The sequence below is a fragment of the Paraburkholderia phenazinium genome (assembly GCF_900100735.1).
GTDB lineage: Bacteria > Pseudomonadota > Gammaproteobacteria > Burkholderiales > Burkholderiaceae > Paraburkholderia > Paraburkholderia phenazinia.
In genome coordinates this window covers 59,091-73,399 of record NZ_FNCJ01000021.1, presented here as the reverse complement: position 1 = coordinate 73,399, position 14,309 = coordinate 59,091, and the positions used below count along the sequence as shown (strand labels likewise).

11 protein-coding genes and 3 pseudogenes are annotated in these 14,309 nt (G+C 61.6%); 8 read left to right on the top strand and 6 right to left on the bottom strand.

The annotated features are described in order from the left end of the window. Positions 1 to 180: 180 nt before the first annotated feature. The 5 genes and pseudogenes from BLQ92_RS40475 (at position 181) to BLQ92_RS41505 (ending at position 5,152) form a co-directional block, all read left to right on the top strand. Positions 181 to 1,083, top strand: coding sequence for an efflux RND transporter periplasmic adaptor subunit (locus BLQ92_RS40475; protein ID WP_208449418.1), 903 nt, complete (start codon positions 181 to 183; stop codon positions 1,081 to 1,083). Beyond that, the gene (locus tag BLQ92_RS40470; protein ID WP_208449420.1) at positions 1,034 to 1,459 is read left to right on the top strand and encodes an efflux RND transporter periplasmic adaptor subunit; all 426 of its coding nucleotides are present in this window, start codon (positions 1,034 to 1,036) and stop codon (positions 1,457 to 1,459) included. Before BLQ92_RS40475 ends, BLQ92_RS40470 begins: the two co-directional genes overlap by 50 nt. Positions 1,460 to 1,475: 16 nt before the next feature. Then, entirely contained in the window at positions 1,476 to 2,069 is a 594-nt protein-coding gene (locus tag BLQ92_RS40270) for an ABC transporter ATP-binding protein (protein WP_244106515.1), read from the top strand. Positions 2,070 to 2,287: 218 nt separating this feature from the next. Further along, positions 2,288 to 3,580 (top strand): ABC transporter permease, encoded by a 1,293-nt coding sequence (locus BLQ92_RS40265; protein ID WP_175773071.1) that lies wholly within the window; start codon positions 2,288 to 2,290, stop codon positions 3,578 to 3,580. Beyond that, positions 3,573 to 5,152 (top strand): annotated as a pseudogene (locus BLQ92_RS41505) (efflux transporter outer membrane subunit). Before BLQ92_RS40265 ends, BLQ92_RS41505 begins: the two are co-directional and overlap by 8 nt. A gap of 21 nt (positions 5,153 to 5,173) precedes the next feature. On the opposite strand, the gene BLQ92_RS41495 reads toward BLQ92_RS41505, so the two are convergent. After that, positions 5,174 to 5,680, bottom strand: coding sequence for a flavodoxin family protein (locus BLQ92_RS41495; protein WP_090692401.1), 507 nt, complete (start codon positions 5,678 to 5,680; stop codon positions 5,174 to 5,176). 350 nt (positions 5,681 to 6,030) lie between these two features. Between BLQ92_RS41495 and BLQ92_RS32560 the strand changes: the two genes are divergently transcribed. Then, positions 6,031 to 6,612 (top strand): lipocalin family protein, encoded by a 582-nt coding sequence (locus BLQ92_RS32560; protein WP_090692395.1) that lies wholly within the window; start codon positions 6,031 to 6,033, stop codon positions 6,610 to 6,612. Positions 6,613 to 6,833: 221 nt separating this feature from the next. Next, positions 6,834 to 7,436, top strand: coding sequence for a hypothetical protein (locus BLQ92_RS32555; protein ID WP_244896701.1), 603 nt, complete (start codon positions 6,834 to 6,836; stop codon positions 7,434 to 7,436). Positions 7,437 to 7,492: 56 nt separating this feature from the next. Here the strand turns inward: BLQ92_RS32555 and BLQ92_RS40920 are convergent, their stop codons facing one another. After that, complete coding sequence (locus BLQ92_RS40920) at positions 7,493 to 7,780, bottom strand: hypothetical protein (RefSeq protein ID WP_244106518.1); 288 nt, start codon at positions 7,778 to 7,780, stop codon at positions 7,493 to 7,495. 90 nt (positions 7,781 to 7,870) lie between these two features. Here BLQ92_RS40920 and BLQ92_RS40915 point away from each other — a divergent pair. Beyond that, positions 7,871 to 8,209 (top strand): annotated as a pseudogene (locus BLQ92_RS40915) (polyhydroxyalkanoate depolymerase); the annotation flags it as partial. Positions 8,210 to 8,245: 36 nt separating this feature from the next. On the opposite strand, the pseudogene BLQ92_RS41280 reads toward BLQ92_RS40915, so the two are convergent. The 4 genes and pseudogenes from BLQ92_RS41280 to BLQ92_RS32530 all read right to left on the bottom strand — a co-directional run. Then, positions 8,246 to 10,432: pseudogene (locus BLQ92_RS41280) on the bottom strand (FAD-dependent oxidoreductase); the annotation flags it as partial. Between the two features lie 36 nt (positions 10,433 to 10,468). Further along, the gene (locus tag BLQ92_RS32540) at positions 10,469 to 11,461 is read right to left on the bottom strand and encodes an acetyltransferase (protein ID WP_090692387.1); all 993 of its coding nucleotides are present in this window, start codon (positions 11,459 to 11,461) and stop codon (positions 10,469 to 10,471) included. A gap of 47 nt (positions 11,462 to 11,508) precedes the next feature. Continuing rightward, a complete protein-coding gene (gene polX / locus BLQ92_RS32535) occupies positions 11,509 to 13,251 on the bottom strand; it encodes a DNA polymerase/3'-5' exonuclease PolX (RefSeq protein ID WP_090692659.1) in 1,743 nt (580 codons plus the stop codon). 64 nt (positions 13,252 to 13,315) lie between these two features. Beyond that, positions 13,316 to 13,798, bottom strand: coding sequence for a glycine zipper family protein (locus BLQ92_RS32530; RefSeq protein WP_090692383.1), 483 nt, complete (start codon positions 13,796 to 13,798; stop codon positions 13,316 to 13,318). Between the last annotated feature and the right edge of the window lie 511 nt (positions 13,799 to 14,309).

Sequence of the window (14,309 nt, the reverse complement as noted above, 5' to 3'; positions counted from 1 at the left end):
CGGCCTTGCGTGCCGCGCCCTCGCTCTTGGCTGCAGCGCTCCGGCCACGAAGGCTGTCCGGTTGATATGGGTCAATGCCGTGTCGGTGAGTAGGAATGTTTATCTTCGCGAAGACAGCCAGCACGTGCCATGCCGCCGTCCGCTTCTAAACGCGCCCGAAGCTCCCTGGAGACGTCAGCCGTGCCCCAAACCTCAACGGAGGTCGCACCTCCAACGCACCCGCTGCGCGACCAGGCGGCGCCGGCGGGACGCGCGCCTGTTGCGGGACACAAATGGCGGCGAGCCGTCTGGCCGGCGGCCGTTGGTGTCTCGCTGGCAAGCCGCGTTGCGGCGTGGTGGTTGATGCGGGTGCCCGCGCCAGTTCGCTATGTAAGCGGTCCTCTCACGCGCGGCGAAGTGGCCCCCGCGGTCACAGCGAGCGGCACGGCGAACCCGGCTCTGACCATCATTGTTGGCAGTTATGTGTCGGGCGTCATCCAGAACCAGGACTGCGATTTCAACACCCAGGTGCGCAAGGGCCAACTTTGCGCGAAGATCGATCCGCGTCCCTATCAGACTGTCGTCGGTCAGGCCAAGGCCGATCTACTTAATGCGCGGGCGCAGCTCGTCAAGGATCAGGCCGCGCTTGGCTACGCCAAGGTCGCTTACGGGCGCGATGCGACCCTCTTGCCACGAGGCATCGTTTCGCAGGACACGGTGGACAACGCGAAAAGCGCCTATGGCCAGGCGGTGGCGCAGGTCGCGGTCGACCGTTCGATGATCGAACAGAAGGCCGCCGTGCTCGAATCCGCCCAGGTGAATCTCGATTACACCAACATCGTCTCGCCAGTCGACGGCACGGGCGTATCGCGCAACATCACGATCGGACAGACCGTTGCCGCGAGTTTTCAGACGCCGACGCTGTTCCTGATCGCGGCGGATCTCACCCAGATGGAAGTCGACACGAACGTCAGCGAAAGCGACGTGGGCGGCGTGCGGGAAGGCGACCTTCGTGGTCGAGGCGTATCCAAACCGGCCGTTCGACGGCAAGGTCGTGCAGGTACGGCAGGCACCGCAGACGGTCCAGAACGTCGTCACCTATGACGTCGTCATCGGTGTGGACAACCGGCCGCTATTGCTCAAACCCGGCATGACGGCCACTGCGCGTATCGTGATCGACCAGCGCGAAAACGTGCTGCGGGTCCCGGATCAAGCTCTGCGCTTCTCGCCGACGGGCCCCGGCAACGCACCCGCCAGCCAACCGGCGGCGCCGCCCGCGGGCACGGGTAGCGCACGCGTGTGGGTGCTTCGCGACGGACGCCCGGTCCTGGTCGCGATCAAGACCGGTCTCGACGACGACACCTACACGGAAGTGATTTCAGGCCAGTTGCAGCCGGGCGACCAGGTAATCGTCGCAGAACAGCACAACAACGCAACCGAAGCAGCCAGCGCGTCAGGTCCGCGGCTGTTCCACTTCTAGCGCGTCGCCGCCCGCCATGTCAGAGCCCGTCATCGAGGTCCGCAATGTCACGCGAATCTATGCGCTCGGCGACGTGCAGATGCGAGCCCTCGACGGCGCGAATCTGACCATCCAGCGCGGTGAGTTCGTGTCGATCATGGGTTCCTCGGGTTCGGGGAAGTCGACCTTGATGAATATTCTCGGCTGCCTCGACCGGCCGACCAGCGGCACTTATGTTTTCGAAGGCGTCGACACCGCGCAGCTCCCGGAGCCTGCGCTGGGGCGCATTCGCAGCGAACGGATCGGCTTCGTGTTTCAGAGCTTTAATCTGCTGGCGCGTACAAGCGCACTCGAGAACGTCGCCTTGCCGCTGTTCTACGCGTCCTCGGGCCCGGCGCGCCGCACGGAGCGTTTTGCGCGAGCCCGCGAGGCGCTGCGCTTCGTTGGGCTGGCGCAAAGGGAGCGCAATAGCCCCGGGCAACTATCAGGCGGCCAGCAGCAACGCGTGGCCATCGCCCGCGCGCTGATTAGCGGGCCGGCCATCCTGCTCGCCGACGAGCCGACCGGCAATCTCGATACGAGGACGTCGCATGAAATCATGGAAATGCTGCGGTCGCTCAACCGGGACTAGGGTGTCACGATCATCGTAGTCACCCATGAGCAGGACATCGCAGGGTATACCGACCGGGTTCTAACCATGCGCGACGGACGCATCATTTCCGACGAGCGGCGCGGTTCGACACCGCTGCCTGGACACCGGGCGTCCACCTCGGACCTGCAGTTCGGTGCGCACGAGGCCACGGCTTCCATTGCCACGGCGCAACCCACGCGGCCCTCGGCTTCGCCTTGATGATCTTGCTCGCGGCAGCGCAGGCGCTTGGGCGCAACAAGATGCGTGCAGCATTGACGATGCTCGGCGTTTTCATCGGCGTCGCCGCATTGATCGCGATGGTCGCCGTCGGGCAAGGCGCCAACGAGGCGGTCAGGCGGCAGATCGAGAGCCTCGGCACCAATCTTCTGGTGATTCTGCCAGGGGCCACCACGATGACCGGCGTGCGTTCCGGCAGTGGCAGCGCCTCCACGCTGACTGTCTCGGACGCCCAGGCGCTGCGCCGCGAAGATCCCGCTGTCGGTGCGGTCAGTTACCTGATCCGCCAGATCGGTCAGGTCGAATACGGCAACCAGAACTGGTCGACGAGTATCCAGGGCATCGCCCCCTCCTACCTCGGCACGGCGAGCTGGCGAGTCGCTGCAGGGCGGCCCATTAGCCCTGACGACGAGCGCAATGCAGCGATGGTCGCGCTGATCGGCCAGACCGTCTATCAGCAATTGTTCAGCCCCGGAGAAAACCCGGTGGGCGCGATGATCCTGGTCAAGGGTATGCCGGTGCGCGTAATCGGCCTGCTCGTCGGCAAGGGGCAAAGCACGTATGGTCAGGACCAGGACGATGTGCTGATGATTCCATTCACCGCCGCCGAGCAGAAAGTGCTGGGTGTGGCAGTGCCCAGCCAGGTGCAGGGTGCAGGCGACGCGTATTTCTCCCCGCCGCAGGATCCGTATGGTCTGACGCCCCGCCTGACCGGCTACGTGAACCAGATCTACGTGCAGGCGGTCAGCCCGCAGCAGGTCAATACAGCAATCGTGCAGGTAAGCGAGACGCTACGTCGCCGCCACCACCTCCGCGCGGAGGACGCCAGTGACTTCGCCGTGCGCAACCTGAGCCAGATTGCCGAAACCGCCGAGGGAAGCAGCCATATCATGGCTTTGCTGCTCGCGACGGTCGCATCGATCTCGCTGCTGGTTGGCGGCATCGGCATCATGAACATCCTGCTGGTATCGGTGACCGAGCGTACCCGCGAAATTGGCCTGTGCATGGCCATCGGCGCGCGCCGGCTGCATGTGCTGCTGGTGTTTCTCGTCGAAGCGGTATTTCTGAGCGTGACATGCGGAATTGCCGGAATCGTCTTTGGCATCGTCGCTTCCGAACTGATTACCGTTGTCGCCCACTGGCCGGTCCTGCTCTCACCCGCAGCGGTGTGCGGCGGCTTTCTTTTTTCCGCGGCGGTGGGCATCTTTTTCGGCTACTACCCGGCGCGCAAGGCTTCCCGGGTCGATCCGATCGAGGCGCTGCGCTATGAGTAACAGGTCAACCACCCGCGAGCCGCGCTTCTGGATGCTCTGCGTCGGGGGGCTATGTCTGTTGTCTGCGCTGCTGGCTGCTCTGTCGGGCTGCGTTGTCGGTCCGGACTTTACCCGCCCTGCATCATCGCCCTCGGCTGGCTACTCGCGCTCGCCGCTCACGCTTCCTTCCGCCGGCAGCACCGATGCCCAGCAACATCTGCAGTTCGGCGAACAGGTGGTGGCCCAGTGGTGGAGTCTGTTCCAGTCGCCGCAGTTGAACGACACGCTCACGACGGCGATCGCCGGCAGCCCCACCCTCGATACGGCACGCGCGACGCTGGCCGAAGCGCAACAGGCCATACTGGCGGTGCGCGGTGGGCTGTACCCGCAGGTCTCGCTGGGCGCGGGCGCCTCGCGCACGCGCACGAGCGCCGGCGGCAACACCGGTTCGGGCTATCTGGTCGGCACGCTGTTTAGCGTCGGGCCCACCGTGAGCTATGACGCCGATCTGTTCGGTGGCGTCCGGCGGCAAATAGAGGAGCAGACTGCGCTTGCCCAGTTCGAACGGTATGAGCTGGCGGCGGCGTGGCTCTCGCTCACGGGCAATGCCGTCGTGCAGGCGGTCAACATCGCGTCTGCCCGCGAGCAGATTAACGCGCTCAAGGACGTTATCTCGTCCGATCAGCACGACCTCGAGCTTGTGCGGCTCGAGCAGGAAGCGGGCAAAGCCGCCACCACCGACTTAATGAGCGCGCAGAGCCAGCTTGCCGCCGACGGCGCGCTCATGCCCCCGCTGGAACAACAGCTCAGTGCCGCCAACGATGCGACTACCGTGCTGGTCGGCAAAACGCCTGCAGAGTGGCGCTCACCAAAGTTCGAGCTGCCACTCGACTTGCCGGTCAGCGTTCCTTCGAACATGGTGCATGTGCGTCCCGACATCCTCGCGTCCGAGGCGCAGCTCCACGCCGCAAGCGCAGCGATAGGCGTCGCCACCGCGCAGCTTTACCCGGACATCACGCTGAGCCCGTCCCGGACTCAGGCAGCGGGCGGCCTGGGAGCCGTTCTGGATCGCTCGAGTGGATTGTGGGCGCTGGCCGGCGGTTTGAGCGGCCCACTCTTTCACGGCGGTACGCTCGAAGCGCAAAGGCAGCAAGCGGTCGATGCCTACGCGCCCAGCTCGGCACCTACCGGCAAACGGTGCTGGCCGCCTTCGGGCAGGTGGCCGACACACTGCGCGCGCTCAAACACGACGCGCAAGCGCTCGATGCGCAACGCAACGCACTGGATGCGTCTCAGGCTTCGCGTGAACTGTCGCAGGCTAGCCATCAGTTCGGACAGGCCCGCTTCCTGCAGGTCCTCGACGCCCAGCGGCTCTTCGACCAGGCGCGGCCTGGTTATGCCAAAGCCCGAGGGCAACGCTGCCTCGATAGCGCGCAGTTGTTCGTCGCGATGGGCGGAGGATGGCGCGCTTCGGGCGATTCGGAGCGAATCCCGCGCACCAGTGATCAGCGAACCGCAGCGATCGGAATTGGGCCTGCAGTTACACGCCGCGCCTGCGCCAAAGCACACGTTTTCGTTGCCTCCAGAAAATAGCACCCGCATGCATCAATACAGCTATTCCCGAGTACTGATTTCGGTGAGCTTGTGCATCACTTTGTCGACGAACCCGTGGATCAACCTGTTCTCCTCTCCGCGCTTTAAATCGCCGGCGCTGACCTTGAGTTCAGCTAGCGGCGGCATCGCGGCGAGTGCGCGCATCTGGCTGAACGCGGACTCACTTCCCCGCCCGCCGAGGCAGCAAAAGAACGCTACGTGGCGAAAGTACGGGCTGTTCTCAGCCAGATAGGCGCGTACCGGAGTCGAGACCGAGCCCGCCCAGACCGGAGTGCCGATGATGACAAGATCGTAGGACGCCACGTCAAGTTCGTGCGGAACGATTTCGGCTGGACGCTGCCTTATTGCTTGAATCAGCGAGCGCAGATAGCCCCCTGGACCTGACCGGTTGCGGTAGTCGCAAATCTCCTCGATGTCTGCGTTTAGCCGCTCGGCGAGTGACTTCGCAAGCCTCCGCGTCGTGCCGGACCTCGAAAAATAAACGACGAGAATTCTGGCGTCTGGCATAGACAGCCTCCATTTACACGCAAGGCGGCATCGCGTTTATCGACGTGGATGCACGCAACCAGCATACGACCATCAATCTGCTCTTTCATGATCCACATCAAGTGAATGACCTGGCGCCGTCCCCGCAGCCAACGCCTTTGCACTGCGGGAAAATCGCCTGTGGCTCGAGGCTATTTCCGTGCGATCAGGTTCGCTATGAAGGCCCTTTCGTAAGTCGAGCACAGTCTGGTGACGCGGCTTCCAATTGACCCAGGTCAACGACCTGTCGGTGAAATGCGGTCGAATGACCCATACGGCGTGCGTCCAATCCTCCGTTGCCGGGACGAACCGAAATTGACTGGGCGGTCACTATGCGCAGGCTAGCAGCGTGTCTCGCATCACTTGTTGTCTGTGTCGCTGGGTGTGCGTACGATCCGGCCACTACGGCGCGGGCCAAGATTGATCAATCCGCCTGCGTGGCGGGCGCGTCGATTGATCTGGAACGGTACATGGGCAGATGGTACGTGATCGCGGATACACCGTTTCTGAGCGAGTACGATTACGTGGGCAATTGCGATGAGTGGACACTGCGTCGCAATGGCCAGATCGACGACGAGTACCTTGGGCGCCGACATGATTTCGACCAACCGGTCAGCGGCAGCCACTTCGTTGCCAAGGTCATGCCTGGAACCGGCAACACCAAATGGCGAGTGAGCCTGATCTGGCCTTTCGAGCTGGTGATAGTTACTGCGTATGTGGACCCTGAATATCGTTACACGATCCGCTGCATGGCCGATGGCAACCTGGTGTGGATACTGTCACGCACGCCAGAGATGGATGAGGCAACTTATGCCGCGATGCTCGCCCGGCTTGGGCGTATGGGCGTCGACGTTGACCGGATACGACGGGTTCCGCAGCGTGTCGAACAGATCGGCTTGCCCGGTTACCAATGACAAGTCCGATCCAATCCCGGCAGTTGGTGTTTCGATTGAGCCATGTCAAGTCATGGTGAGCCGCTGTCGTTATAGTTTGCACAGGTGCTGTTCCACTAGCAGCACTTGCAGAGCCTCTTTATGACCGGGATAAAAGGTTGGCGAGCGCGTCGTGGCATCGTAAATATCTCATCGAAGACAGTATCAATCATCGAATCCGGGCCCAAATTCTGGAGATTCACGTGCAAACGATAATTCGACGCGCGCTCATGTTGGTAGCAATTGCGCTGTGCGGCTCCTTCGGTTTTGAAGCGCTCGCAGTGACAGCTAATGAGACGGTTCCAGCGAGCACCGCGGACATCTTTTCGGGAACGAGCGTGACCCATACGAGGGCAACTGTTGTTGGCGTCGAACCTGATACCAACAGTGTGATGCTGCGTGCGCGTCATGGGAATCTAGTGAGGGTCGAGGTCAACCCGCAAGCGGGTGATGTCAAAAAGCTAAAGATTGGCGACAAGATCCATATCACCTATACGCGTGCCTTGTTGCTTCACGCGGACAAGGTGGACTCGAAGGGAATACGTGAGCGCGTCGATACCGAAGTGACGACTCCGGTATCAGGAGGAATCGCGACGTCTGTACACCGGGTTAAAGTCGTAGCGACAGTAGAAAAGATCGACGCCGCGAACCGGATGGTGACGCTGCGTGGGCCAACCCGCATCGTGACCCTGGTTGCCTCGTCGGGTCTTCCGCTCGGCGACCTGAAGATCGGCGATAACATCAGGGCAGACTACACGGAGGCAACCGCAATTCGAGTGACCCGCGATGGACATCAGTTGCAATAGATTGGTCATCCTCTCCGCATACGATTGGTTCGGTCCCAGAAGCAGGCACTTTCCCCTCAGCGCTGCCAGGCGATCAATGCCGATTCTGCCGGCAGGAACGCGGCCGCATGCCACGCACGCACCCGCGGTGTGTAGTGATCCGCTGGCCGTAGCATCGATACCGATGTAGAAAAAATATAGCCGTTGACGGCACCGGAAACAGACCCGACGGAGTTCATCGGCACGCATTCGGACGGATGCTCCGCGTTGGAATCAGCATAAAGCTCCACCCTCACCCACGCTGGCGCGATCTCGCCCAGGTACACCGGTACGCTGATGCACCACTGGTCACCCTCGGCTTTCACTTCAACAGCTCCAAAATGCACTTCATGCCATTCGGCGCCGAGTGCCACCTGCCAGGCGCGCAACTCGCGCGCCTGGCAGGCATGGTCCCTGGCTCGGTACTCGACATGGCCGAAGACTACTTTCTCGACACGATTCGCGTATCGTTTCAAGAATACCGGCTTGCCCTGGGAACGTGGCAGGCCGGCACGCATCACGTCCGCCCGCAGGATATCTCCCGCACGGCGTTGTGCACCGTCGAGGGCGCTCACGACGACATCACCGGAGCGGGTCAAACCCATGCCGCGCAGGCACTCTGCAGCGCGATCCCGGCGAGCCGGCGGGAAAGGTGGACGATCCCAGATTGCGACCATTATGGCCTGTTCATCGGGCCGAGATGGAACGAGGTCATCCATCCCGCCCTCTCCGCCTTCTGGCGCATTACCGGTTAGCCGTGCAGGCGCGGAAATAGCGGCAGATCCGATATATCAACGTTGCGAACGCTCAAGCGCCGCTTGATAGCCGTGCTCCTGCAGTTGCTGCACGGTAGCCGCAAAAAAATCGTAATCCCGAACAAACGAGGTGGAAGCGCCCTCACGTAACTCGATTCGCGAGACGTGGATCGGCGCGCGGTTACCCATCAGGCGAATGTAGCGCGGGTTCTGGCGGATGCGTCTTGCCTCGAGCGGATCGACACGGCGCAAGATGTCCTGGAACAGTTCGCCGAAATCGTTCGCGTATTCTTCGAAACGCAGGTCATTACGCACTCGATCTGTGTAGACAATCTCGTCTCGCCTAAGCATTACTTCGAGGAGATTCGCTGGCAGCGCCTTCGTGCCCGAAAACAGATCGACGGCGAAAACACGTTTGCCGATCGAGCCGCATCTTTCGATCACGAGATCGAGCGGCGAATTGCTCACAATTCCACCACCCCAGTACTGCTTGCCGTTGACTGTAGTCCAGGGGAGGCCGGGCGGCAGACTTCCGCTGGCGAGCAGATGCTGCGGCGTCAGCCGGTCGACGTAGCTGTCGAAGATGCGCCGCTCTCCCGTCGCCACATCCACCGCGCTCAGCAGCAAGCGCACCGGGCTTTGGCCGAGCAATTCGAAATCGACGTAGCGCGTGATCAAGCGGGTAATCGGTGTCGCGTCATAGAGACTGGTCCACCATGGGACGAGCGTCTCGCAGCCAGACAGTGCGTTCCACCAGCGCGGTTGCAAAAAATTGGACACGCCAGCGTACAAAACGTACCACGACAGGAGCGCCTGATGAATGCAGGGATCGCCGACACCCGGCAACGTGATCGAGAGTTCGCGCCAGAACTCCGCGAGAGGCTTCGCCGCATCGCCCGGGTGGCTCGCGACGATCGCGCCGTTGAACGCGCCGATCGATACCGCCGCCACGACATCCGGATGCACCCCGCGCTCTTCGAGTCCGCGTACCGCGCCGCATTCAAACACCCCGAGCGCACCCCCGCCCTGCAGAATCAGCACAGTCTGCGCCGGCAGCGTATCGAGCAGGAAAGCCTCATCGCGTAGGCGCGCCTTCGAAGCATGCAGGTTGACTCGCCGCCGGATCAGTTCCTCGGCCGCCGCGGTCTCTTCGGCGGTGCGCCCCACCGAGAACATCGCCTGCAACACATCGTTCTTCAGATAGAGCAGTGAGTAGCAATGGGCGTCAAGCGTACCCCATTCGACAGTTTGAGTGACGTCGTCTATACGGCCGAGGAAATTGTATGAAATATCGAACACATTGCCATAGAACATCGATACGTCCTGATACGGAAAGCTGCCGCCCAGCATGTTGCGCGCGGCGAGCCGTCCCTGCCGGATCGCATTGTCCTAGTTCTCGATACGCCGGCGCACGCCAAAGACCGGGTCCGGAAAGCTCGCCACATCGCCGGCGGTGAACACGTCCGGGTCGCTCGAGCGCAGAAACTCGTCCACCACAATGCCATCTTCGAGCGCGAGGCCGCTTCCGCGCAGAAACTCGCAGTTAGGCATGACGCCGATTGCCACCACCACAAGGTCGCATTGCATCAATTCGCCCTGGTCGGTCACGACCGCTTCGATGGATTCCTTTCCCACGAACTCGCAAATACTGCGATTGAGCAAGACGTCGATGCCACGCTCCGAACATCGCCGCGTGAACTGGTCCGACAGGGTTTGCGAGCCTAACAGCGGTAAAACTCGCGGCCCACGTTCAAGCAACGTCACATTCAACCTGAGCGTGCGCAATGACGCTGCCACCTCAAGTCCGACAAAGCTCGCCCCGAGGACGACAGCATGTTCGGCATGGGCGGCAGCGTCGCGAATCACAGCGACATCGTCCGCGCTATGCAGGCTATAGACGCCCCGGATTGTCGCATTCGGCAAATCCGGCACGCGCGCAGATGCTCCGGTAGCGATCAGCAACTTGCTGTAGTGAAAGGTGTGCGCGTCCGACGTACGAACGGTGTGTGCAGCCAGACCGACGCCGACAGCACGTACACCGAGCAGCAGTTCGATATGGCGTTCGGTGTAGAACCTGGGGCTGTGAATAGCCATTTGCGGCACGTCGAGCTCGCTGCCGAGAAACCCCTTCGTCAATTGCGGGCGCTGATACGGCAGGTGCTTCTCACCGCACAAGATGATGATGCTGGCGGTCTGGTCTTCGCTGCGCAATGCTCGAGCGGCAGGTAGTCGATGTCGCGCGTTGTTATCACAAGCACCTCACTCTCCGGTCACGTGGTCAAAGCGGCAACGCATCGCCACCCCAAACGCTCTGTCGAATGCGAGCGTGAAATCACTCAGGCGATCATGCGAAAGACGACCGATGCCTGCCGCGGCGACTCTGCTGCCGCCTGCGAACCGTCTGCAAAGCTCATCCGCGCCGTAGGGATTGGCGAGCGGCGCACGCACGCTCGCCGTATAGTCGCCCTGAACTCCCATGGTGAGGACGGCGTGGGCACGATCAGGCGACATTGTGGCTAGAAAGTTGGAGAAAACGCTCTGCACCCTTCGAGCCCATGCCTCATTGGGCAAGACGTATATGGCCCCGCCAGAGAGCACCGCGCTGGGCGGCAGCCTCAGCGCCAGTTCCATGTCGCGCCGTCTAGCGTCGCGTAGCGTTTGCACAATCCGCTCGTTCGCTGCGAACAGGAATGGGTCGGCATAAGTGCGCAACAGTCCGTAAAGTCTCACGGGAGGAAGCAGAAGGTCCGCGTCACTCTCCCCACAGGCGTTGTAGTTGATAGACTCTCCCAGTTCACGCAGTTGTTCGACCTGGTCAGGTTGGAGCCCGCAGCTGTCAGCAAGCGTTCCGGCCGCATGCGCAAGGTTGTCGCCATAGGCGCCAACGATTGCCCAGAGCCGGTGTTGCCCTCCCAGATGGCGGTCAACGAGCAAGCTCGTGCAAATATCGGGCGTCGTCTCGATGTATGTGCTCAGGTTGGAATGTTCAGGAATCGTGCCGGCAAAGTGATGATCGAAGTATTCAACTTTGACTCCGTGCTCAAGCAATGCAAGCAACGCGGTCCGATTGGTGTCCAAGGAGATGTCCAGTACAGTCACCGATATGCCCCTCCGGACGGGGACACGCTCGAGCAGCGCGACATCGCGCTTGATACCCGTGATCAGCAAAGACCGCAGTGGCTTCGCGAGACGCAGTTGGTGCAGTGCGCAGATCCCGTCGGCGTCACCGTTAAATACATCGAAATACTTCATGCGCTTTCACCAGATTGCGAAGTGAGGGTCGTCACACCGCGGCGGTGTCAGATCGACTCCGGGACGCTCAGCGTGCGGGCAAGCAAGGGCCGCAGTTCGGCGAGCGTTCTTGAATTGAGCACGTCGCCCTTCTCTAGCCAGCCGCGCCGTGCCTGACCGATCCCGAAGCGCAGGTTTGCGAACTCCAGCCGGCTATGCGCATCCGAACTGATGGCAACCAGAACCCCTTGCGCCTTCGTCATCTGGCACCAGGTGTCAAGCAGGTCAAGCCGCTCCGGATGCGCGTTCAGCTCCAGATAGCAGCCGCGCGCACGGGCCTTACGAATCACGCTCAGCATGTCGATATCGCACGGCTCGCGCTCCTCGATCAAACGTCCACTGGGATGGGCGAGGATGCTGAAATAGGGGTGGTCCATGGCGCGCAGCACGCGTGCAGTCTGCTTTGCGCGCGGCAGGTCGAAATGGCTATGAATCGCGCCCACGACGATGTCGAGCCTCGCGAGGATCGAGTCGGGCAAGTCAAGGCTGCCGTCTTCGAGTATGTCGACTTCGATACCCTTGAGCAACGTGATGCCGACCAGCTCGACATTGAGCTGGTCGATTTCATCGATCTGCTTCGCGAGCCGTGCCGGATCGAGTCCATGGGCCATGGCGAGCCGCTGCGAGTGGTCGGTAATCGCCAGATAGCTCAACCCGTTATCACGCGCGGCAAGCGCCATGTCACGCAGGCTGTCGCGACCATCGGTGGCCTTGGTGTGCGCATGCAGATCGCCGCACAAGTCCGCTCGTTCGATCAAGACCGGTAGCCGGTTCGTGCGCGCAGCCTCTACTTCGCCGCGATCTTCGCGCAATTCGGGGGCGACCCATGCTAGCCCGATGGCAGCGTAGACCGATTCTTCTGTGTCTCCAGCGATGCGATCGCTCCCCCTGAATACGCCGTATTCGTTGATTTTGAGTCCACGCGTCTGCGCAATGCGGCGCAACGCAATGTTGTGCGCCTTTGAGCCCGTGAGGTAGACCAGCGCCGCACCCGCACTTTCGGGTTCAACCACACGTAGATCGACCTGTATCCCACTTCGTAGAACGATACTCGAACGCGTATCGCCGCTTGCGAGTACGGTATTCACTTCCTCGTACTGCGTAAAGCGTTGTATCACCGCAGCGCCGTCGCGCGCCGTCACAAGGATGTCGAGGTCACCCACTGTCTCGCGCATGCGGCGAAAGCTGCCCGCAGCGTACACTTTGTCCACGCCCGGAGTAGCCCGTAAATATGCAAGAAGAGGTCCAGCGTATTGTTCCGCCATGGCCAGTTTGAACCGGCGCGATTTGTCCAGCTTTGCTTCGATCGAATCAAGGATATGCGCCTCGGTCGCGGCGCCGAAACCGCGCAGCTTGCGAATCCGCCCATCCCTTGCCGCGCGCACTAGTTGCTCCTGCGTCTCCACAGCGAGCGCCTCGTGTAGTGCGCGAACCCGCTTCGGGCCTAACCCCGGGATCTGCAGCAACTCCACAATCGCCGGCGGTAGCGTGCGGCGCAAGCGCTGAAGCAAGGCGCACGTTCCTGTGGCGACGATTTCGCGAATTTTTGCATCAAGATCGGCGCCGATACCCGGGACGCATTTCAGATCCTCGCCCTTCGCGATCATCGTTTGCACGCTGCATCCAAGTTCATCGATGGAGCGCGCCGCATTGCGGTACGCCCGCACCCGGAATGGATTCCCGCCCTCTATTTCGAGGCGGTCGGCGATTTCCGTGAAAATAGCTGCAATGTCTGCATTGTGGACCGGCATGTTGACTCTGGCAGTTGTCACCCCGAAGGGCAATAGCATCCCCATCATCTTTCCTGCAGCCCGCTCAATACCCGGGAGGCGGTGGTGGTAAATTGCCGGCCGGATGGGGTGCGCTGATGAGATTGCCGGAGATCGGCACGCGCTCTCCGGCTGCGTACATACACTGTATATATGCATGGTCGTACTGGCGCTGGGCCTCATACCCCGAACTCTGCGCGGCACCAACCCCCATCACGCTGCCGGCCAGCAATCCGGCGCCCGCCCCCACCGCAGCACCCTGGCCGCCATTGAACGCGGCACCGGCAGCAGCGCCTACTGCAGTACCCACCGCTGCACTACCCTGCGCGCTTGCGGTTGCCGCCTGATTAGTGGAAACTCCGCCGACCTGCTGGAATGCATACTGGCGACATGAGGCATCGTCGCCGCGAAACTGATCAAAGGTCTTTGCGGAACCCGGTAATGCCATCACGGTCGGTCCAGCCGGAGTAACGGCGCAACCCCCAATACAGGCCAACGTTCCTAGCAGGGTGAGCGTGAGGCGATTCATAACGGTCTTTCCTTTCCCGGTTGTCACTGAGCGGCAGGTGTCTGTGCGGGCACGCTTCGCCACCCACCTGAACATTGCTTGACGTACGGGTAATAAGACCTCGATGCGTCGCAGTAGTACCAGGTGCCAACCGCGGCTCCCCCGTCAGTCGGGGATGCTTGCTCGATATAGTTTTCCGGCGCCGCCGGCATGACGACGGCGGGCGGATAGTAATAGGCGCCTGGATAACCTGGATAAGCTGGGTAGTAATACGGAACAGGCGCCACTGGGTAGTAATACGGGTACGCTGGACCCAGGTACACGCCTACTCCGACCCTCCCCGCATGAGCAGTTGTGCTTACGCACACGGCTAGTGCAACCATGCGCAACATAAAGTTCATCGAGGTTTTCAAGGTGGTCTCCTTAGACTACGCATCCTCTCATGCACGATAGTCCGCTGAACGTCCAGGCCGTTGACCCATGTCAAGCAGATACCGTACTAGCGACCTCAACTGGCTAATGCGCCATTTGT